Source organism: uncultured Aliiroseovarius sp., assembly GCF_947492455.1.
Taxonomy (GTDB): Bacteria; Pseudomonadota; Alphaproteobacteria; order Rhodobacterales; family Rhodobacteraceae; genus Aliiroseovarius.
On the sequence record NZ_CANLNB010000004.1, the window covers coordinates 276,203 to 295,884 of the forward strand.

Here is a 19,682-nt window from a genome sequence, read left to right on the forward strand (position 1 = left end):
CCCGCACGCTGCGCTAGAAGGGCTGGGTAACCCAAGGATATTCCCATGCGCCCGCTTCTGATTTCCGCCCTTCTGACCGCCACGGCGTCCCCCGTTTATGCGTTCGATACGTTGGAAGAGCTGGGCGAGGCGCTGTTCTTCGACGTGAACCTCTCGAAGAACCGGACGCAGTCCTGCGCGACCTGTCATGATCCCGAGTTTGCTTTCGTGGACCCGCGTGAAACGGCTGCCGGGCGCGCCGTGTCGCTGGGGGATGACGGTGAAAGCCTTGGGGATCGCAGCGCGCCGACGGCAGGCTATGCGATGTTCACGCCGGATTTCGAGCAGTTGGATCAGGCGGCATGGCGCGGCGGGATGTTCTGGGATGGCCGCACGGCGGGGCTCGCTGGGCAGGCGGGTGGTCCGCCGTTGAACCCGATCGAGATGGGCATGCCCGACAAGGCGTCTGTGGTTGCGCGACTGCAAGAGGATGCGGGTTATGTCACCGGGTTTAAGGCACTGTTCGGCGAGGGGATTTGGGAGTCCGATGATGCGGCCTATGAGGCCATGACGCAAGCGATTGCGGCCTTCGAAAGCACCCCGTTTTTCGCGCCGTTCGATAGCAAATACGACCGCTACTTGCGGGGCGAAGTCGAACTGACAGCAAAAGAAGAGCTTGGTCGCGTGCTGTTCACCTCGCAGCAATTCACCAATTGCAACCTGTGCCACCAGCTGCGCCCGTCCCCCATCGCGCCGGACGAGACGTTCACGAATTACGAGTATCACAATATCGGCGTTCCGGTGAACGCGGCGGTCCGCGCTGTGAATGGCGCAACGTGGTCTGATACCGGATTGCTGTCCAATCCCGCGGTCGACGCGGCCTCGGCGGCGGGGCGGTTCAAAGTGCCCACGTTGCGCAACGTCGCGGTGACCGGCCCCTATATGCACAATGGTGTGTTCAAAGACCTGCGCACGGTGGTGCTGTTCTATAACAAGTACAACTCGACGAACCCGGATCGGCAGATCAATCCGGAAACCGGCAAGCCTTGGGCGATGCCTGAAATCCCGCAGAACCTGTCCGTCATGGAGCTGACGGAAGGTCCTGCCTTAGATGATCGGCGGATTGATGCCCTGGTCGCGTTTATGAAAGCGCTGACCGATCAGCGGTACGAGCATTTGCTGGAAGAGTAGCGCGCTTGCTGCGCTGCGGCGACGAAAGTTGACCTGCCTTTGTTGACTCCCCCATTTCCCACCCCTAACTATGCGCCGTTAGCACTCGCAACGGGTGAGTGCTAATGGAACGTTAACTGAGCTTAGGGAGTCTCAGAAATGGCTTTTACCCCGCTGCATGACCGCGTGCTGGTACGCCGCGTAGAGAGCGACGAAAAAACCGCTGGTGGTCTGATCATTCCGGATAGCGCCAAAGAAAAACCTGCTGAAGGTCTGGTTGTGGCTGTTGGCGCTGGCGCCAAAGACGACGACGGCGATCGTATCGCAATGGACGTCAAAGAAGGCGACAAGATCCTGTTCGGCAAATGGTCCGGCACCGAAATCACCATCGACGGTGAAGAGCTGCTGATCATGAAAGAAGCCGACATCATGGGCATCCTGTCCTGATCGTCTGCTGACTGAATATCTGAATTACACGAATTTACTGGAGTAAGCTAAATGGCTGCTAAGGACGTAAAGTTCGACACCGATGCCCGCAATGCAATGCTGCGTGGCGTCAACGTACTGGCTGACGCTGTCAAAGTGACCCTGGGCCCGAAAGGCCGCAACGTGGTTCTGGACAAGTCGTTCGGCGCCCCGCGCATCACCAAAGACGGTGTGTCGGTTGCCAAAGAGATCGAGCTGGAAGACAAGTTCGAAAACATGGGCGCGCAGATGGTGAAAGAAGTCGCCAGCCGCACCAATGACGAAGCCGGCGACGGCACCACCACTGCAACCGTTCTGGCTCAAGCCATCGTGCGCGAAGGTCTGAAGCAGGTTGCTGCTGGCCTGAACCCGATGGACCTGAAGCGCGGCATCGATCTGGCAACTGCCAAGGTTGTTGAAGGCATCAAAGCTTCGGCCCGTGACGTTGCAGACAGCGACGAAGTTGCACAGGTTGGCACCATCTCGGCCAACGGTGAAGCTGAAATCGGCCAACAGATCGCAGACGCGATGCAGAAAGTTGGCAACGAAGGCGTTATCACTGTTGAAGAGAACAAGGGTCTGGAAACCGAGACCACTGTTGTTGAAGGCATGCAGTTCGACCGCGGCTACCTGTCGCCCTACTTCGTGACCAACCCCGACAAAATGATCGCTGATCTGGACGACTGTCTGGTTCTGCTGCACGAGAAGAAACTCTCGTCGCTGCAGCCGATGGTTCCGCTGCTGGAGCAAGTCATCCAGTCGCAGAAGCCTCTGCTGATCATTGCTGAAGACGTTGAAGGCGAAGCTCTGGCAACTCTGGTTGTCAACAAGCTGCGCGGTGGTCTGAAAATCGCTGCCGTTAAAGCTCCGGGCTTTGGCGATCGTCGTAAAGCCATGCTGCAGGACATCGCGATCCTGACCGGTGGTCAGGTAATCTCGGAAGATCTGGGCATGAAGCTTGAGTCCGTCACCATGGACATGCTGGGCACCGCCAAGAAGATCGAAATCACCAAAGACGAAACGACCATCGTCGACGGTGCTGGCGAGAAAGCCGAGATCGAAGCACGTGTTGCTCAGATCCGCGCCCAAGCCGAAGAAACCACCTCGGACTACGACCGCGAGAAGCTGCAAGAGCGCGTTGCCAAACTGGCAGGCGGTGTTGCCGTTATCCGCGTTGGCGGCATGACCGAAGTCGAAGTGAAAGAGCGTAAGGACCGTGTAGACGATGCTCTGAACGCGACCCGCGCTGCTGTTCAGGAAGGCGTCATCGTTGGTGGTGGTGTTGCTCTGGTTCAGGCTGGCAAGGCTCTTGCAGGTCTGGAAGGCGCAAACTCGGACCAGAACGCTGGTATCGTGATTGTGCGCAAGGCGATCGAAGCCCCGCTGCGTCAGATTGCTGAAAACGCAGGCGTCGACGGCGCTGTGGTTGCTGGCAAAGTACGCGAGTCGGACGACACCGCATTCGGCTTCAACGCTCAGACCGAAGAATATGGCGACATGTTCTCGTTCGGCGTGATCGACCCGGCGAAAGTAACCCGTACTGCTCTGGAAGATGCGGCATCGGTTGCTGGCCTGCTGATCACCACCGAAGCTATGGTTGCAGACAAGCCGTCGAAAGACGGTGGTGCTGGCGCCGGCATGCCCGACATGGGCGGTATGGGCGGCATGGGCGGCATGATGTAAACTGAATTCCGTCAGGAATTCAGTTGCGACAGGTGATTTCTCGACAGAGAAATCACCGAGAGCCAAACAGCCTAAAGATCTAGAACAAAGGCGTCCTTCGGGGCGCCTTTGTTGCGTTTAGAGCGTTCAGACAGTCACACGCACTGGGAACAAGCGATCATACCCCAATGTGAAGAGGTAGGTGTAGAAGACGACGAAAGTGGTCACGGTCAGATCGGTGGCAATGGCCTCGATCAGCCCAAGCTGCAGCCACCACATGTAGATCGGAAGAGATGTGACCAGCAGGGTCAGTTCGAACCCTGTGGCATGCATGATCCGACCGATGGCTGATCGATCCGATGATATCCGACCCGCACGCGCATCCACCCGATCAAAGACCCAGTTATAGACGAGATTTATCGCCATGGCCTTAAGCGACAGAATTAGCCCCAAGGCGCCGATCTCGTGCAGCGCCTTGTCGAAATAGATCGCGCCCACGGGGACAAGAAGCGCCATCAACAGCAGCTCGAAACTGATCGTGTACCTTAGCCGATCACGGCCGGTGCGCATGGGGGTGTCCATCGGGTGCCCTTTCCTGTTCACCCTTCATCTATCAAAGAATCTGCGATAAGAAAGTTCGTATGTATCTAATTATGAGATAGGTCATGGTTTCCCAAGATGGTCTAACGGCGTTCTTGCTGGCTGCAGAACTCGGGTCTTTTTCGGCGGCGGCGCGGCGGATGGAGAAGGTGCAATCTGCTGTCTCCACCGCGATTGCCAATCTTGAAATCGACACGGGCGTAACGCTGTTCGACCGCTCGGGACGCTTGCCAGTGTTGACGGACGAGGGGCGGGCGCTCTTGCCTTATGCGCGTGCAATTTCCTTGGGGCAGAAAGAGCTGATGGCCAAGGCCGGGTCGCTGTCCGAAGGGATCGAACACCGGTTAAGCGTGGCCATCGAACAGGGATTGAGCCTGCCGCCGGTTCTGGATGCGCTTGCTGAATTTGCCCAGACCTTCCCGACGGTCGAGCTTGAACTGCTGTCCCCGGGGATGAATGACACGCCCGAGCTTTTGATCTCGGGCCGTACCGATCTGGGCCTGATGACTGAACAGGAAAGCTATCCGCTGGGGTTCCAGTTTCGCGGCGTCGGACATGCCGCGCACATTATTGTATGTGCGCCCGAACACCCGCTTGCCGGGGCGCAGCCTGTCGGTTTGGGTGCGCTGAGGGAGCATCGGCAGATTGTGCTCCACAGTCGTTCGCAGGGGCGGGACGGGGCCGTACTTGCCGCGAAAAGCCCCATGCTGTGGGAGGCTGAGAACCCCAACCTGATCGTCGAGATGGTGCTGTCTGGCCTCGGCTGGGCCGAACTTCCTTATGCCGTTGTCCACAACCAGATCGCGCAGGGGAAACTGATCCGGCTGGCGACCCGTTTTCAGCAGAGTGACGATTTGGCCGGTGTGGATGTGGTCTGGACGGAACGCCGCGGATTGGGCGCCGCAGGCAGCTGGTTGCGTGATCGCCTGATGGCGCTACCGCAGGACGCGTGGCGCGGTTGAGGTTCCGTCTGGAAATCCATTGGAATTCTCACGATCCTCTCTTACAAATCCAGTGACACCTCTTATGTTAAGGTTGATAACATCATTCAATTGGCAAGGGACAGCCATGTTTCGTTCATTCCTTCTTCTGTGCGCCACACTGATCGCAACCCCCAGCCTCGCGGATGAGGTCTATCGCTTCGGCGACGACGCCTACATCGCGGGGGACAACGTCACCCTGTCAGGCGACGCCGTGGATGACGCCTTTGTTGTGGGCAACACGATCGTCGTTTCCGCACCTGTAAGCGGCAGCGCCCATGCGGGGGGGCGCTCGGTCTCGATTTCGGCCCCTGTGGGGCAAAGCCTGTATGCGGCGGGGATGAACGTAAATGTCTCGGCCCCGGTTGGCGGGGACGCGCAGCTTTTGGGCGATACGGTTTTGGTCACGGCGCCCATCTCAGGTGATCTGCGCCTTGGTGCACAGCGGGCCGAGATCACGGCCTCGATCGGCGATGACGCGCTGATCGCGGCAGAACATATCCTTCTGACCGAAACCATCGCAGGCGATGCCAGCTTGTCGACGAAAACCATTAGCTTTGGCGAGAACGCCCGCATCGAGGGCACGCTATATCTCTATGCGGACGACCCCGAGGCGATTGAGATCCCGGCCCATGTCGTGCCTGCGGATCGGATCGAGCGTCACGACGCCGATGCATTTGACCCGACGGCGGATCCTGAAGGTGGCGCGACCGTAGACACCAGCGGCGGCTGGATGTCGTGGCTGGGCGGCAAAGTGACCTCGATCCTGATCCTGACCGCACTGGCAACCCTGATCGCAGCACTGGCGCCGGGTTTCCTGATGAACCTACGTGAACGCACGTTGGAGACGCCGATGCGTGCCTTGTGGATGGGCTTTTTGTCGATTTCGGCGCTGGCCGGGTCGCTGTTCCTGTTCGCCTTGACGGGCTATGGCATCCTGTTGGTTCCGGCCTCGATCGTTCTGGCAGTTCTGCTGGGCGTCGCGGGCTATGTGATTGGCAGCTATATTCTGGGCGTCGGCGTGATGAGCGCGCTCAGCCGCCCGCTGCCGGAAACCTTGTCCGAACGCGCCATCGCGGCGTCTGTGGGTGCAGTGGCGGTAACGCTGCTGGCCCTGATCCCCGTGATCGGCTGGATCGGCGTGCTGGCCGTGGCGATTGCCGGGGCAGGGGCGTTGATCATCCGCTGGTTCGCGCCGGGCTTCCATACCGAGGTGCGCTAAACCGCGCCCATCGGGCACGCGTCTGGCCTATCGGCTCGAACCCCTGTGTTGATACGAGTATCCTGAAGCCATGAGAGTAACCGCTGTTATCGCCCTGCTGATGTCGTTCATCAGCGCGCTTCCCGCCCGTGCGGATTGCGTGGTGCTGCTGCATGGTCTTGCGCGATCCGCTTCGTCCATGTGGGTGATGGAGGAGGCGCTAGAGGCCGAGGGGTATAAGGTCGTCAACCTTGGCTACCCGTCGACCAAGGCCGAGATTCCTGTTTTGGCAAATACGGCCATCCCCCCTGCGGTCGCAGCGTGTGGGGACGAGCGGTTGCACTTCGTAACCCATTCGATGGGCGGCATCCTTGTGCGCGTCTGGTTGGACGATAATCACCCTAAAAATCTAGGGCGCGTCGTGATGCTAGCCCCGCCCAACCAGGGCTCGCAACTGGTGGATGAATTTGCCGAGCTCGAGCCGTTCGAGTGGATCAACGGCCCTGCCGGGTTGCAACTGGGCACAGGGCAGGACTCGGTGCCCAACCAAACGGGCCGCGCCCAGTTTGAACTGGGTGTGATCGCGGGGAACCGGTCGTTGAACCCAATCTATTCAGCGGTGATTGACGGAGCGGATGACGGGAAGGTCTCGGTCGAAAGCACGCGGGTCGAGGGGATGGATGATCACATCACCCTTCCCGTGACCCACACGTTCATGATGGTGAACCCGCTGGTCATCACGCAGGTCGAAAGCTTCCTGCGCGATGGAAAGTTCGAACATGGGCTGACTCTGGCGGATGTACTGGACCGCATCGCAGTCGAAGCAGGCTATCGCAAGAAAACACCGTAACGGGTTTTGCCGCCCGCGGAATTAGGGTCAGGCGGCGGTTACACCGCCTGACTATGTCCGCTTTCATTCATCTCGTAGGCGTCGAAGTGACGCGCGATGATGCGTGCAAGCGGGCGGGAATCGTCACGGATGGTCAGGACGTTGTCGACCAGATCCGTGGTGCCGGGCATCGCAGCTTCCAGCCCATCGACCCAGTCCAGCAGGGTCTCAATGGGAAGTGATTGCTCTTTTGCCAGCGCGGCCAGATCGGCGCGGAAATAGCACAGAAGCTCTTCGATCACGCGGCCCCGTGCGATGTCGTCGCCTTTGAACGCGTGGCCTTTGGCGGCGGTCAGCTTTCCGTCGCGTGCGGCGGCCTGATATTTCGCGGTGGCGGGTTGGTTCTGAACGTAACCTTGCGGATAGCGCGCGATCGAGCTTGCACCGACACCCATCAGCACCTCGGATGCGTCCTCGGTATAGCCTTGGAAGTTCCGCTTCATTGTGCCGGCTTTATGCGCTTTTGCCAGCCCGTCCGAGGGCAGGGCAAAGTGGTCGATGCCGATCTCGTCATAGCCTGCTTCCACGAACAGGTCGCGGGCGGTGTTGAACAGATCCAAACGTTCTTCGGCCGAGGGCAAGGCCTCGGTCGGGATCAGGGTTTGGCGGCGCGCCATCCACGGAACGTGGGCATAGCCGAACAGGGCCACGCGGTCGGGGCCAAGGCTGATCAGCTTTTCAACCGAATCCGTGATCCGGGCGATGTTCTGATGCGGCAGACCATAGAGGATATCCATGTTCAGACTGTCGATCCCACGCGCGCGCAGCCCATCGACAGCTTCTTTCGTCACTTCATAGCTTTGCGGACGGCCAATGACCTCTTGGATCATCGGATCGAAATCCTGCACACCGATCGAGGCACGGTTCATGCCAGCGGCAGCCAGCGCGTCCAGACGGGCGTCGTCGACTTCGGAGGGATCAATCTCGACCGAGAACTGTGCGCCTTCGGCAAGCGGCATCGTGTTCAGGATGGCACCGGTCAGATCGGTGATCATCTCGGGTTGAAGCAGCGTAGGCGTGCCGCCACCCCAGTGCAGATGCTCGATCTCGATCCCCGGGGCGAGCAGCGATTTGATCGTTGCAAGCTCGTCTTTCAGGCTGTCCACATAGGCGGCCACGGGTTCAGCGGTCGATGTGCCCTGCGTACGACAGGCGCAGAACCAGCACAGACGGCGGCAAAACGGGATATGGACATAAAGCGAAACCTTGTTGCCCGACGGGATCGCGCTGATCCATTTGGCAAGCGTTTCGGGGCCGAAGCCTGCCTTGAAATGCGGGGCGGTCGGGTAGCTGGTGTAGCGGGGCACGCGCGCGTCGAAAAGACCGAGGCGTTTGAGTTGCGTAAGTGTCTGCATTCGAATACGCTGTAACACCAAACGCGCCGCATACTTTGATCAGGATCAAAGCAAGATACTTCTCTTGTTCAGGAAACCATGAACGATACCAGTTTCAACCCCAGGGATTGCGGGACGTGCCCGATTCGCCACCGCGCCGTGTGTTCACGCTGCGAACCGGATGAGTTGGAGCATCTGGACGACATCAAATACTACCGCACCTATGAAGCAGGCCAGCCTGTCATCTGGGCGGGCGACCCGATGGAGTTCGTGGCCAGTGTGGTCACCGGGATCGCAACCCTGAGCCAGACGATGGAAGACGGGCGGACCCAGATGGTCGGCTTGCTGCTGCCGTCGGACTTCATTGGCCGGCCCGGACGCGAGCAAGCGCCCTTTGACGTGGTTGCCGTCACCGACCTGACCCTGTGCTGTTTCCGCAAGAAACCGTTTGAGGATCTGATGGGCTCGACCCCGTCGATCGGTGGACGGTTGTTGCAAATGACGCTGGACGAGCTGGACAGCGCGCGGGAATGGATGCTGGTTCTGGGCCGCAAAACCGCACGTGAAAAGATTGCCAGCCTTCTGATGATCATCGCGCGCCGCGATGCTGCGCTGCACAAGCGTCTGCCCAAGGATGGGATGGAGTTCGATTTGCCGCTGACGCGCGAAGCGATGGCGGACTATCTTGGTCTGACGCTGGAAACGGTCAGCCGCCAGATTTCGGCCCTGAAAAAGGCCGGGGTGATCATTCTTCAGGGTAAGCGCCAAGTGCAAATCCCCGACCTGCAAAGACTGGTGTCCGAGACCGGGGATGATGTGGACGGCGGTCACATTTTCTAACCGCCGCCTCGCTGTTCTTAGTGTGCCATCAGCACCGGAACCTCAGCAATTTCAAGCATATGCCGTGTCGCGCCGCCCAGAATGGATTCGCGGAAGCGCGAGTGGCCATAGGCGCCCATCACGATCAGGTCCGCGGCCTTGTCACTGGCGTGACGGTTCAGGATGTCTGCGATGCGCGGCATGGTTTTTGCCAGAACCGAGACTTCGGCCCGGACGCCGTGGCGCGCCAGCATTTGGCTGAGTGCGCCGCCCGGATCCGAGCGCTCGGGCCCGTGCTGCGGCGGGTCGATGACGGCGATCGAGATCGATTCGGCGGCTTTCAGGAACGGCATGGCGGCGCGAATCGCCCGCAGCGATTCGGGGCTCTCATTCCACGCGATCACAACATTGGTCGGCGCCTGCGTCATGGACACGTCATCCGGCAGCACAAGAACCGGCACGCCGCCGTCAAACATAGCACTTTCGATGATCGCCTCGGCACTGTGGCCGCGGCCTTCGCCGTAAGGGCGGGGCAGGATCACAAGATCTGCAAATCTCGAGCGATGCGACACCACGTGGTTCAGCGTGACGGATTGCGTGGCCAGCGCTGTGGTCGACCAAGGCATTACGTTTGACGCTAGAATTTGCCGAATGTCTTGCTCTAGTGCCTCAATGTCTTCGCGGACCTGCGCCAGATTGTCCTGCACCACCATTGCGGAGGCACCAGCATAATAAAACCCTTGCTGAGAAGGGTCGATGCCAAGGCACAAAGCGTCAAGATGCGCGTCGAAACGCTCGGACAGACAGCGGGCCGTGTCCAGCGCAGGGCGGAACAGCGTGTTGTCTGATATGATTGTCATAATCGTTTTGTAGTCCATGTCGGGCCTCCAGCGAATGTCACTAAAAGGGTGCCAAGCCTTCACCTGTGACGCTTTGACATGGGTCAAGCACCGAAATCTGCCCGGGTGCGGCAAGTTTTGACATGGATCAAGGCGAGGGACTGGGGTTAAGTCCAAACCGACGAAAGTCGATAGGTGCCCCGAGTCTATTTAGGGTCAAGTGGGCATAAGACAATGACGAAGGGACGCAAAATGTGGGATTACCTCAAACTGGTGATTTTCGCGCTGATAACAGTATTGGCCGCAATCGCCGCTAGCTATGCCCGCGACGTAGCCTACCAAGTACACGCTATTCTGGTAGTTCTGATCGCGGCTGGCCTGTTCGTTTACACGCTGAGAGGCGTTGGAGGCGAAAAGGTCGTTGAAACCGGATATATGGATGGGCCTATTCGCGTAGGTGCTGCCTTGACTGCCTTCTGGGGCGTCGTAGGCTTTTTGGTCGGGACGTTCATCGCGTTCCAGCTGGCCTTTCCTGAACTGAACTTTGCCTGGGCCGAGGGTTATTTGAACTTTGGTCGCCTGCGCCCGCTGCACACCTCGGCAGTGATTTTTGCGTTTGGTGGTACGGCACTGATCACCAGCTCGTTCTACGTGGTACAGCGTACCTCGGGTGCGCGCCTTTGGGGCGGCAATCTGGCGTGGTTCGTGTTCTGGGGCTATCAGATCGTGATCCTGCTGGCCGCAACCGGCTATCTGCTGGGTGCTACCCACGGTAAAGAATACGCTGAACCCGAATGGTACACCGACCTGTGGCTGACCATCGTTTGGGTGGCTTATCTGCTGGTGTTCCTGGGCACGCTGATGAAGCGCAAAGAGCCGCACATCTACGTTGCCAACTGGTTCTTCCTGTCCTTCATCATCACCGTTGCCATGCTGCACGTTGTGAACAACCTGGCTGTTCCCGTGTCGATCTTCGGTTCGAAATCGGTACAGCTGTTCGCAGGTGTACAAGATGCGATGACCCAGTGGTGGTACGGCCACAACGCTGTGGGCTTCTTCCTGACCGCCGGCTTCCTGGGCATGATGTACTACTTCGTTCCGAAGCAGGCTGAGCGCCCGGTCTTCTCGTACAAACTGTCGATCATCCACTTCTGGGCTCTGATCTTCCTGTACATCTGGGCTGGTCCGCACCACCTGCACTACACCGCTCTGCCGGATTGGGCTTCGACCCTTGGTATGGTGTTCTCGATCGTACTGTGGATGCCCAGCTGGGGTGGTATGATCAACGGTCTGATGACCCTGTCGGGTGCATGGGACAAACTGCGCACCGATCCGGTAATCCGTATGATGGTTGTGTCCATCGGCTTCTATGGCATGTCGACCTTCGAAGGTCCGATGATGTCGATCCGCGCCGTGAACTCGCTGTCGCACTACACTGACTGGACCATTGGTCACGTACACTCGGGTGCTCTGGGCTGGAACGGCATGATCACCTTCGGGATGCTGTACTTCCTGGTCCCCAAACTGTGGAACCGTGCAGGCCTTTACAGCCTGAAACTGGTCAGCTGGCACTTCTGGCTCGCCACCATCGGCATCGTTCTCTATGCCGCGTCGATGTGGGTAACCGGTATCATGGAAGGCCTGATGTGGCGTGAAGTTGATGCGCAAGGCTTCCTGGTGAACTCGTTCGCTGACACCGTTGCCGCGAAGTTCCCGATGTATGTGGTCCGTGGCCTGGGCGGGGTTCTGTTCCTCGGTGGTGCTCTGATCATGTGCTACAACCTCTGGATGACCGTGAAGCGTGCACCGGCTGCTGAAGCAGCAGGCGACGCAGCTGCGGCTCCGGCCGAATAAGGAGGGAATGACTAATGGGAATTCTCGACAAACACGTAGTTCTTGAAAAGAACGCAACGCTTCTTCTGGTCGGTAGCCTTCTGGTTGTGACCGTGGGTGGCATCGTAGAGATCGCACCGCTCTTCTACCTCGAAAACACCATCGAGGATGTGGAAGGCGTGCGCCCCTACTCGCCGCTCGAGCTTGAGGGCCGGAACATCTATATCCGCGAGGGCTGCTATGTCTGTCACTCGCAGATGATCCGCCCGATGCGTGACGAAGTAGAGCGTTACGGCCACTACAGCCTTGCAGCTGAAAGCCAGTACGACCACCCGTTCCAGTGGGGCTCGAAGCGGACGGGGCCTGACCTTGCCCGCGTCGGTGGCCGCTACTCGGACGAATGGCATGTGGATCACCTTGTTGATCCGCAGTCGGTCGTGCCGGAATCGGTGATGCCGAAATACGCTTTCCTTTTGGATAAGCTGATCGAGCCGAAATACATCCAGGATGTGATGAAGACGAACCGGATCGTAGGTGTACCTTACACCGACGAACAGATCGCAAATGCGGAAGCAGACTGGCTGAGCCAGGCTGACCCGGATGGCGACAATTCGGACGTCGACGCGCTCCAGGCACGCTATCCGAAAGCGCAGGCGCGCAACTTCGATGGCAAGCCGGGTGTGTCCGAAATGGACGCTCTGATCGCCTATATGCAGATGTTGGGTACTCTGGTCGACTTCTCGACCTTCACGCCTGACGCAAGCCGGTAAGGAGTAGGGATGATGGATACCTATAGCATTATGCGAGCCTTCGCTGACAGCTGGTTCCTGATCGCGATGTTCGCCTTTTTCATCGGGGCAGCTCTGTTTGCGTTCCGCCCGGGATCGAACAAGGTCCACAAGGACATCGCGAACATCCCGTTCCGCCATGAAGACAAACCTGCCGGTGACCGGGACTAAGTTCCCGGGCGCTCAGCTCAAAAGGAGTTGCGGCAATGAGTAAAAAACCTGTTGAAAAGAAAGATCCCGATACGACGGGTCACGAGTGGGACGGCATTCAGGAGTTCAACAACCCGCTGCCCCGTTGGTGGGTCTGGGTGTTCTACCTGACGATCGTCTGGGGTATCTGGTACACAATTGCCTATCCTGCATGGCCGTTGATCAAAGGGGCCACCGCTGGCTACCTTGGGTACTCGACCCGTGCGGAAGTTGCTGAAGAAATCGACCGCTTCAAGGGCATGAACAGCGAACTGGAGGCCCAACTGGCGTCCGCTGACCTGACCACGCTCACCCCCGGTTCGGATCTGCACAACTACGCCATTCAGTCGGGCCGTGCGACCTTCGCCACCTGGTGTTCGCAGTGTCACGGTTCGGGTGCAGCCGGCAACGTTGGCTACCCCAACCTCTTGGACAATGACTGGCTCTGGGGCGGTTCGTTGGAAGACATTCAGATGACGGTTGCCTACGGTATCCGCTCGGAAGACAACGATGATACCCGCTATTCGGAAATGCCAGCCTTCGGTGACGACTATCTGAGCGACGAAGAAATCGCACAGGTTGTTGCCTACACCATGTCGCTGTCGCCGGTCACCAAAGACGCGGCTGACATGTCGTTGGTTGCTGATGGTGCCGTAGTCTTCGAGGACAACTGTTCGTCCTGCCACATGGAAGACGGCACGGGTGACCGTACCCAGGGTGCACCGAACCTGACCGACGCCATCTGGCTGTTCGGCGAGGACAAAGACACGATCGCTGGGATCGTTTCGGAAGGCCCCTACGGCGTTATGCCCGCTTGGAGCGGCAAGCTGACCGACAGCCAGATCAACGCTGTATCGGCTTACATCCACCAGTTGGGCGGCGGCGAATAAGCCACTGGCCAACAGCTGAGATCCGGGGCCTCACTCCCCGGTCGAAGGCACCGACCTCTGATCCTGTTCGCGCGTTTCTCCGAGGTCGGTGCCGACAAAATTCGAAACCCGGGTGCATTGCGCCCGGGTTTCTTTTTTGTTGGAGGGGAATCAGATCCCATGCGGACGAACGAATTCGTTTGCCTTCCCCTGCGACCTTTTTGCACTGCGACACTGTGCAAACTCGTCCTTTCTCAGGGGCTTAGATAGGCAGTCGGTGAAAGCCTTCAGCGAAAAGTCTTGATCCACATCAAGGCTTAGATCTGGAATAGTTCCTAAGTGGAACCTCAAGCGAAACACAGGATCCGAGAAACAGTCATGTCTGACGCCCCCGAACAGCTTTACGCCCCGCGCGAGCCAGTCTTCCCCAAACGGGTGAAAGGCACCTTCCGTAGCCTCAAGTGGTGGATCATGGGGATCACCCTTGGCATCTACTATCTTGCCCCGTGGATCCGTTGGGATCGTGGCCCGAACCTGCCTGATCAGGCGATCCTTGTGGATATGGCAAACCGCCGCTTCTTCTTCTTCTGGATCGAGATCTGGCCGCATGAGTTCTATTTCATCGCGGGTCTGCTGATTATGGCGGGGCTTGGGCTGTTCTTGTTTACTTCGGCCGCAGGGCGTGTGTGGTGTGGCTATGCCTGCCCACAGACCGTCTGGACCGACCTGATGATCCTTGTGGAGCGCTGGGTCGAAGGCGATCGCAACGCACGCATCCGCCTGCACCGCCAGAAATGGAATGCCGAGAAAATCCGCAAGCGTCTGGTGAAATTCATCGCATGGATCCTGATCGCCGTCGCAACCGGTGGTGCGTGGGTGTTCTACTTTGCAGATGCCCCGACACTGTTGATGGACCTGCTAACAGGCCAAGCGCACCCTCTGGCGTATTCGACCGTGCTGGTGCTGACCCTAACCACCTTCTTCTTCGGCGGCATCGCGCGGGAACAAATCTGTATCTACGCCTGCCCCTGGCCGCGCATTCAGGCTGCCATGATGGACGAAGATACCATCACAATCGCCTATCGCGAGTGGCGTGGCGAGCCGCGCGGCAAAGGTAAGAACCGTGATGATCTGGGCGATTGTATCGACTGTAATGCTTGCGTGAACGTCTGCCCGATGGGGATCGACATTCGTGACGGGCAGCAGCTGGAATGCATCACCTGTGCGCTGTGCATCGACGCTTGCGACGAGATGATGGCGAAGGTCGGTAAGGAACGCGGCCTGATCGACTATCTTGCGCTAAAGGACGAAACGCACGAGCGCGCCGGAAACCAGAAGATCCCGGTAATGAAGCACCTGCTGCGTCCGCGCACCATCCTGTACACCTCGCTTTGGGCGCTGGTTGGGATTGCTTTGACCGTAGCCGTGTTTGCGCGTCCCAAGGTGGATGTCACCATTCGTCCGGTACGCAACCCCACCTATGTGACGCTGTCGGACGGTGCGATCCGCAACACCTATGACGTGGGTGTGCGCAACCGTCACGGCGAAGAATGGCCCTATTACTTCACCCTGACCGATGGCAGCCCGCTGACGGTAGAACTGGAAGGCACCGACAAACTTGTGCTAGTAGCTCCCCCGGATACCGAGGCCAAACAGCGTGTCTATGTTGTTGCGCCTCCGGGTTCGGAAGCCGCCAAGCTGGACCGTACTGACCTGCGCATCTGGGTCGTGGATGGCGTGACCGGAGACCGTGCCCACCTTGACACTGTCTTTAACGGAAGAGGGCGCTAAGCCATGGGTGAGAAAACCGAGAAGAAAGAGTTCGAACTGACGGGCAAGCATGTGCTGGCCATCGTGGTTACGGCTTTCTCGATCATCATCGCAGTGAATGTTTTCATGGCCTATTCGGCCGTGGGGACATTCCCCGGGCTCGAGACCAAGAACTCGTATGTGGCCAGCCAGAAGTTTGACGCCCAGCGTGAAGCTCAAGAGGGGCTTGGCTGGGACGTCGCTGCCCGGATCGAGGGCGAGACACTGGTACTGGACATCAAGGACGTGAACGGCGCCCCCGTGACCGTCACGTCGCTTTACGGCCTTCTGGGCCGGGCGACCCATGTGAACGAAGATCAAGAGACCGAGTTCACCCAAAGCTCGACCGGCGCCTATGTCGCGCAGGTGGGCCAGCTGGGCGAGGGCAACTGGAACCTGCGGATGAATGCGGTGGCGGAAGACGGCACCAGCTTTCAGCAGCGGATCCCGATCTATCTGAAGGCCAACTAGGCTTTCATCTGACGCGCGAACAAGGAATACATCATGGCTGCTCCGATCTCTGCCTGTCCGGCCTGTGACGCTGCCCCCCTTGCGGAAGAGCAAGCGGGCAAGGGCTATCGCGGCAATGGAATGGAAGCGAAGCGGATCATGCTGTCGCTGCCCCAGATTTATTGCGCGGCCTGTATTGCTGGCGTTGAACGTGGTCTGGCCAAGCAGGACGGTGTGCGCGCTGCACGCGTGAACCTGACCTTGAAGCGCGCCGTCGTGGATGTGGATCAGGATGTCGAGGCACAGACGCTGGCGGACTATCTGACCGGCATCGGGTTTGAAGCCTACGAACTGGACCCAGGGCAGCTAAAGGCAACCGCCACGGATAAGCACGGCAAAGACCTTCTGATGCGTCTTGGCGTGTCGGGCTTTGCAATGATGAACGTGATGCTGCTGAGCGTCGCGGTCTGGTCAGGCGCCACGGACGCCACGCGTGATCTGTTCCACTGGATCAGTGCGGGCATCGCCATTCCGACCGTCGGCTTTTCAAGCCAGGTGTTCTTCAAGTCCGCATGGTCGGCCCTTCGGGTGCGCCGTCTGAACATGGACGTGCCGATCTCGCTGGCGATCCTTCTGGCGCTGGGCATGTCGATCTACGAGACGATGCACTCGGGAGCACACGCTTACTTCGACGCCGCCCTGTCGCTGACCTTCTTCCTGCTGGCAGGCCGCTATCTGGACTATCGCACCCGCGCTGTAGCGCGTTCGGCCGCTGAAGAACTGGCTGCCTTGGAAGTCCCGCGCGCGTTGCGGGTGGTGGACGGCCAGGCCGATGAACAAGTGCCCGTGTCCGAGTTGGAGCCGGGTCACATTGTACGCGTCGTGCCGGGATCGCGTGTGCCTGTGGATGGCATCGTCACGGGCGGCGAAAGCGAATTGGACCGCTCGCTTCTGACTGGGGAAAGCCTGCCTGTGGCTGCATCACCGGACAGCATCGTGTCGGCGGGTGAAGTCAACTTGACTGGCCCCCTGACCGTGCGCGTGACGGCTGCTGGGCGTGACAGCTCGCTGCACCGGATGGCCGATCTGGTCGCCATCGCGGAAACGGCGCGCAACCGCTATACGTCGCTCGCGGACAAGGCTGCAGCCGTCTATGCGCCGGTCGTGCACCTTCTGTCTTTCGCAGCCTTCCTGTTCTGGTTCTGGTATTCCGGCGACTGGCGCATGTCGATGAACATCGCCGTGGCTACGCTGATCATCACCTGTCCCTGTGCGTTGGGCCTTGCTGTGCCCGCTGTGACCACCGCAGCCTCAGGCCGGTTGTTCAAGCAAGGGATGCTGTTGAAATCCGCCACCGCGATGGAGCGTCTAGCCGAGGTTGATCACGTCGTGTTCGACAAGACCGGCACCCTGACCGAGGGCAAGCCCGCACTGGATGCGTTGACCCGTCACAAGGACCGCGACCTGCAAGTGGCGTTGGCTCTGGCCGAAGGATCGAGCCACCCGCTGGCGCAATCCCTGACCCAAGCCGCCCGCGCCGCTGGCGTGCAACCCGCCGAAGTGGCGCAAGTGACCGAGGTTCCGGGCAAGGGCATCGAAGGGCAGTGGAACGGCAAAACCGTCCGCCTTGGTCGCGCCGAATGGCTGGGGGCCAATGCGGTGGGGCAGACGGCGACGTATCTGTCGATCTCGGGCGCCAAGCCTGTGGCCTTCACCTTCACTGATGCGCTGCGCCCCGGTGTGGAAGAGGCGATCACCGCCCTGAAAGCCAAAGGCATGGGCGTCACGTTGATTTCAGGCGACGTACCCGCCGCCGTGGCCGACATCGCTGGCCGCGTGGGCATCGAGGATTGGCAGGCCGACACACTGCCTGAAGACAAGGCCGAGTTCGTAGCCCGTTTGGGCAAGTCGGGCCGCAAGGTGCTGATGGTTGGCGACGGCCTGAACGACACGGCGGCACTGGCCGCAGCGCACGTCTCGATCTCGCCCGCTTCTGCGCTTGAAGCTGCTCGCGTGGTCTCGGACATCGTGCTGCTGGGCAAATCGATGGAGCCGCTCTCGGGCGCGATCGACATGTCCAAATCGGCCACCCGCCGGATCAAGGAAAACTTCGCGATCGCCGCGGGCTATAACGCCATCGCCATTCCCGTGGCCTTGATGGGCTTCGCGACGCCTTTGGCAGCAGCCCTTGCCATGTCGACCTCGTCGGTGACAGTATCGTTGAACGCTTTGCGTCTGAAGAAAGGCTAAGCCGATGAACGTCCTTGTCTACCTGATCCCGATTTCCCTGCTGCTTGGCGGGCTGGGTCTGGCTGCGTTCTTCTGGACCTTGAAGACGGAACAATATGACGATCCCGATGGGGATGGTCAGCGTATTCTCAGCGATCGGTGGGACGACAAGCCGCCTGAAGAGTAAGCGGGTCAAACAATCCCATTGCGCAGCGCGATCATCGCGGCATGGGTGCGGTTTTTCGCGCCCAGCTTGGTGATGATCGACCGCATATGCATCTTCACGGTGACTTCCTGAATGCCAAACATATGGGCGATTTCTTTGTTCTGACGGCCTGCGCACAGGCTGTCCAGAATCTGCATCTCGCGCCGCGACAGACCGGTCTCGCCCCGATCAAGGTTTGGCTTGTGCGCGATGGGATAGACCATCAGGCCAAGATCTTCGCCGATCAAGGTCAGGATGCTGGCCAACGCGGTTTCCGAGATCTCGACCGGCGCCCCCGCACACGCCCCCGTGCGAAGCGCCTGCCTAAGCAGATCCACTTCTTTCTCGGGCAGCAACAGTGCGACCGCCAAACGTTTGTCGCGCCGACACAGTTTTTCGATGGTCTTCAGACCTCCGAGATCGGGAAGCCGATAGTCGATGATGGCACAATCATACCCTGGCGCTTTTCCAAGTGCGTCCAAGGCGCGCTGCATGGTGTCAAACCCGGATGGGGTCGGAATGTCGCAAATGCCTGCGGCAGCAAGCACCGTGCGCCGGAGTGCAGGATCGTCTGTGGCAAACAATAGTTTCATAGCGGCGCTCCGCCCCTTGGCAGCGGCAAGAATGGCCCGACCTGCCATAACGGGTCGCTGTACTGGCAATGCCAACAAGACCCGCATAGGTGTCTCGAAAATTAGGAGTTATGCGGATCGCCCGTCAGAAAAACCGCGAATTTACGTGCGCCAAGCACGTGCGCAGTCAGTGAATTATCGCACTAAGGATACCACAGAAGGGACTATTTTGTCCACAATCAGGGCGACGCCTTGCGGGTTCGGGTGCAACCCGTCTGCCTGAAGATACAAGCGCCGCGCGTCGGCAAATGACCCGGCCGAGGCAATGCCTTCCAAGAAGTTCGGGAACAGATCGACGCTGAATTCCTGCGCAAGATCCGGGAAAACCTGCGCGAAATCAGCGCGATAGCCTTCGCCGAAATTGGAGGAGGCCAGTACGCCAATCAGCAGGGTGGGGATGCCCTTGTCCTGCAGCTCGGTCAGGATCGAGGCAAGATTGCGCCGCGTTTCTTCCGGCGAGATCCCGCGCAGCATGTCGTTGCCGCCAAGCGCAACCATCGCGACGTCGATGTCATCTGTCAGGATCCAGCCAAGGCGCGCGGCTCCTCCGGCTGAGGTGTCCCCGGATACGCCCGCATTGACCACTTGGACGTCCAGACCTTGCTGGATCAGCGCGGCTTCCAGTTGGGGAACGAAGCCTTCACCCTGCGGCAGGCCATAGCCCGCAGTCAGGCTGTCCCCCAGCGCCAAAATCTTGGTGGTTTCCGCTTGCGCGGCGCTGGTCATGAAAACTGTCACGA

The 19,682-nt window shown here is 59.4% G+C and carries 20 protein-coding genes; 15 read left to right on the forward strand and 5 right to left on the reverse strand.

Translation table 11 applies throughout. The features are described from left to right. Positions 1-45: 45 nt before the first annotated feature. The 3 genes from Q0677_RS11290 to groL all read left to right on the forward strand — a co-directional run bounded on the left by Q0677_RS11290 (position 46) and on the right by groL (position 3,297). Complete coding sequence (locus Q0677_RS11290; RefSeq protein ID WP_298909776.1) at positions 46-1,170, forward strand: cytochrome c peroxidase; 1,125 nt, start codon at positions 46-48, stop codon at positions 1,168-1,170. A gap of 138 nt (positions 1,171-1,308) precedes the next feature. Next, positions 1,309-1,596, forward strand: a complete 288-nt coding sequence (locus Q0677_RS11295; protein ID WP_133485658.1) for a co-chaperone GroES — start codon at positions 1,309-1,311, stop codon at positions 1,594-1,596. A 51-nt stretch (positions 1,597-1,647) separates the two neighbouring features. Next, positions 1,648-3,297 carry a chaperonin GroEL gene (groL, locus tag Q0677_RS11300; RefSeq protein WP_298909781.1) on the forward strand — a complete coding sequence of 550 codons (1,650 nt, stop codon included), beginning with the start codon at positions 1,648-1,650 and terminating at the stop codon, positions 3,295-3,297. A 126-nt stretch (positions 3,298-3,423) separates the two neighbouring features. Here the strand turns inward: groL and Q0677_RS11305 are convergent, their stop codons facing one another. Further along, a complete protein-coding gene (locus Q0677_RS11305; protein ID WP_298909783.1) occupies positions 3,424-3,858 on the reverse strand; it encodes a PACE efflux transporter in 435 nt (144 codons plus the stop codon). A gap of 83 nt (positions 3,859-3,941) precedes the next feature. Between Q0677_RS11305 and Q0677_RS11310 the strand changes: the two genes are divergently transcribed. From Q0677_RS11310 to Q0677_RS11320, 3 genes are all read left to right on the forward strand, one after another. Further along, entirely contained in the window at positions 3,942-4,838 is an 897-nt protein-coding gene (locus tag Q0677_RS11310; protein ID WP_298909785.1) for a LysR family transcriptional regulator, read from the forward strand. 106 nt (positions 4,839-4,944) lie between these two features. Beyond that, on the forward strand, positions 4,945-6,078 hold the full coding sequence (locus Q0677_RS11315; protein WP_298909787.1) for a hypothetical protein: 1,134 nt from the start codon (positions 4,945-4,947) through the stop codon (positions 6,076-6,078). Positions 6,079-6,148: 70 nt separating this feature from the next. Then, positions 6,149-6,907: an alpha/beta hydrolase gene (locus tag Q0677_RS11320; RefSeq protein WP_298909789.1), complete on the forward strand. Its 759-nt coding sequence runs from the start codon at positions 6,149-6,151 to the stop codon at positions 6,905-6,907. A 38-nt stretch (positions 6,908-6,945) separates the two neighbouring features. Here the strand turns inward: Q0677_RS11320 and hemN are convergent, their stop codons facing one another. Then, a complete protein-coding gene (gene hemN / locus Q0677_RS11325) occupies positions 6,946-8,301 on the reverse strand; it encodes an oxygen-independent coproporphyrinogen III oxidase (RefSeq protein WP_298909791.1) in 1,356 nt (451 codons plus the stop codon). A gap of 78 nt (positions 8,302-8,379) precedes the next feature. Between hemN and fnrL the strand changes: the two genes are divergently transcribed. Next, positions 8,380-9,120 carry a transcriptional regulator FnrL gene (gene fnrL / locus Q0677_RS11330; RefSeq protein WP_133485672.1) on the forward strand — a complete coding sequence of 247 codons (741 nt, stop codon included), beginning with the start codon at positions 8,380-8,382 and terminating at the stop codon, positions 9,118-9,120. A gap of 17 nt (positions 9,121-9,137) precedes the next feature. Here fnrL and Q0677_RS11335 read toward each other — a convergent pair whose 3' ends face one another. Then, the gene (locus tag Q0677_RS11335; RefSeq protein WP_298909793.1) at positions 9,138-9,977 is read right to left on the reverse strand and encodes a universal stress protein; all 840 of its coding nucleotides are present in this window, start codon (positions 9,975-9,977) and stop codon (positions 9,138-9,140) included. A gap of 213 nt (positions 9,978-10,190) precedes the next feature. On the opposite strand from Q0677_RS11335, the gene ccoN reads away from it, so the two are divergent. The 8 genes from ccoN (at position 10,191) to ccoS (ending at position 18,292) form a co-directional block, all read left to right on the forward strand. Beyond that, positions 10,191-11,792 (forward strand): cytochrome-c oxidase, cbb3-type subunit I, encoded by a 1,602-nt coding sequence (gene ccoN / locus Q0677_RS11340; protein WP_298909795.1) that lies wholly within the window; start codon positions 10,191-10,193, stop codon positions 11,790-11,792. A gap of 14 nt (positions 11,793-11,806) precedes the next feature. Continuing rightward, a complete protein-coding gene (ccoO, locus tag Q0677_RS11345) occupies positions 11,807-12,541 on the forward strand; it encodes a cytochrome-c oxidase, cbb3-type subunit II (protein WP_133485679.1) in 735 nt (244 codons plus the stop codon). A 12-nt stretch (positions 12,542-12,553) separates the two neighbouring features. Further along, positions 12,554-12,730 (forward strand): cbb3-type cytochrome c oxidase subunit 3, encoded by a 177-nt coding sequence (locus tag Q0677_RS11350; RefSeq protein WP_133485681.1) that lies wholly within the window; start codon positions 12,554-12,556, stop codon positions 12,728-12,730. A gap of 35 nt (positions 12,731-12,765) precedes the next feature. Further along, positions 12,766-13,638: a cytochrome-c oxidase, cbb3-type subunit III gene (ccoP, locus tag Q0677_RS11355; protein ID WP_298909800.1), complete on the forward strand. Its 873-nt coding sequence runs from the start codon at positions 12,766-12,768 to the stop codon at positions 13,636-13,638. 357 nt (positions 13,639-13,995) lie between these two features. Beyond that, on the forward strand, positions 13,996-15,408 hold the full coding sequence (ccoG, locus tag Q0677_RS11360; RefSeq protein WP_298909801.1) for a cytochrome c oxidase accessory protein CcoG: 1,413 nt from the start codon (positions 13,996-13,998) through the stop codon (positions 15,406-15,408). A gap of 3 nt (positions 15,409-15,411) precedes the next feature. Further along, positions 15,412-15,897 carry a FixH family protein gene (locus Q0677_RS11365; protein WP_298909802.1) on the forward strand — a complete coding sequence of 162 codons (486 nt, stop codon included), beginning with the start codon at positions 15,412-15,414 and terminating at the stop codon, positions 15,895-15,897. A gap of 33 nt (positions 15,898-15,930) precedes the next feature. Further along, positions 15,931-18,126, forward strand: a complete 2,196-nt coding sequence (locus tag Q0677_RS11370; RefSeq protein WP_298909804.1) for a heavy metal translocating P-type ATPase — start codon at positions 15,931-15,933, stop codon at positions 18,124-18,126. A gap of 4 nt (positions 18,127-18,130) precedes the next feature. After that, positions 18,131-18,292 (forward strand): cbb3-type cytochrome oxidase assembly protein CcoS, encoded by a 162-nt coding sequence (ccoS, locus tag Q0677_RS11375; protein ID WP_298909805.1) that lies wholly within the window; start codon positions 18,131-18,133, stop codon positions 18,290-18,292. Positions 18,293-18,297: 5 nt separating this feature from the next. Here ccoS and Q0677_RS11380 read toward each other — a convergent pair whose 3' ends face one another. Further along, positions 18,298-18,903 (reverse strand): response regulator transcription factor, encoded by a 606-nt coding sequence (locus Q0677_RS11380; RefSeq protein WP_298909807.1) that lies wholly within the window; start codon positions 18,901-18,903, stop codon positions 18,298-18,300. Positions 18,904-19,077: 174 nt separating this feature from the next. Beyond that, positions 19,078-19,680: an arylesterase gene (locus tag Q0677_RS11385; protein ID WP_298909809.1), complete on the reverse strand. Its 603-nt coding sequence runs from the start codon at positions 19,678-19,680 to the stop codon at positions 19,078-19,080. Positions 19,681-19,682 lie beyond the last annotated feature (2 nt).

What these genes read in the sequence shown, in the direction of transcription:
- fnrL (WP_133485672.1), top strand. Translation starts at nt 8,380, where the DNA reads ATGAACGATACCAGTTTCAACCCCAGGGATTGCGGGACGTGCCCGATT.
- Q0677_RS11310 (WP_298909785.1), top strand. Translation starts at nt 3,942, where the DNA reads ATGGTTTCCCAAGATGGTCTAACGGCGTTCTTGCTGGCTGCAGAACTC.
- groL (WP_298909781.1), top strand. Translation starts at nt 1,648, where the DNA reads ATGGCTGCTAAGGACGTAAAGTTCGACACCGATGCCCGCAATGCAATG.
- Q0677_RS11365 (WP_298909802.1), top strand. Translation starts at nt 15,412, where the DNA reads ATGGGTGAGAAAACCGAGAAGAAAGAGTTCGAACTGACGGGCAAGCAT.
- hemN (WP_298909791.1), bottom strand. Translation starts at nt 8,301, where the DNA reads ATGCAGACACTTACGCAACTCAAACGCCTCGGTCTTTTCGACGCGCGC.
- Q0677_RS11380 (WP_298909807.1), bottom strand. Translation starts at nt 18,903, where the DNA reads ATGAAACTATTGTTTGCCACAGACGATCCTGCACTCCGGCGCACGGTG.
- Q0677_RS11305 (WP_298909783.1), bottom strand. Translation starts at nt 3,858, where the DNA reads ATGGACACCCCCATGCGCACCGGCCGTGATCGGCTAAGGTACACGATC.
- ccoS (WP_298909805.1), top strand. Translation starts at nt 18,131, where the DNA reads ATGAACGTCCTTGTCTACCTGATCCCGATTTCCCTGCTGCTTGGCGGG.
- Q0677_RS11370 (WP_298909804.1), top strand. Translation starts at nt 15,931, where the DNA reads ATGGCTGCTCCGATCTCTGCCTGTCCGGCCTGTGACGCTGCCCCCCTT.
- Q0677_RS11350 (WP_133485681.1), top strand. Translation starts at nt 12,554, where the DNA reads ATGGATACCTATAGCATTATGCGAGCCTTCGCTGACAGCTGGTTCCTG.
- Q0677_RS11320 (WP_298909789.1), top strand. Translation starts at nt 6,149, where the DNA reads ATGAGAGTAACCGCTGTTATCGCCCTGCTGATGTCGTTCATCAGCGCG.
- Q0677_RS11335 (WP_298909793.1), bottom strand. Translation starts at nt 9,977, where the DNA reads ATGGACTACAAAACGATTATGACAATCATATCAGACAACACGCTGTTC.
- ccoP (WP_298909800.1), top strand. Translation starts at nt 12,766, where the DNA reads ATGAGTAAAAAACCTGTTGAAAAGAAAGATCCCGATACGACGGGTCAC.
- ccoO (WP_133485679.1), top strand. Translation starts at nt 11,807, where the DNA reads ATGGGAATTCTCGACAAACACGTAGTTCTTGAAAAGAACGCAACGCTT.
- ccoN (WP_298909795.1), top strand. Translation starts at nt 10,191, where the DNA reads ATGTGGGATTACCTCAAACTGGTGATTTTCGCGCTGATAACAGTATTG.
- Q0677_RS11315 (WP_298909787.1), top strand. Translation starts at nt 4,945, where the DNA reads ATGTTTCGTTCATTCCTTCTTCTGTGCGCCACACTGATCGCAACCCCC.
- ccoG (WP_298909801.1), top strand. Translation starts at nt 13,996, where the DNA reads ATGTCTGACGCCCCCGAACAGCTTTACGCCCCGCGCGAGCCAGTCTTC.
- Q0677_RS11290 (WP_298909776.1), top strand. Translation starts at nt 46, where the DNA reads ATGCGCCCGCTTCTGATTTCCGCCCTTCTGACCGCCACGGCGTCCCCC.
- Q0677_RS11295 (WP_133485658.1), top strand. Translation starts at nt 1,309, where the DNA reads ATGGCTTTTACCCCGCTGCATGACCGCGTGCTGGTACGCCGCGTAGAG.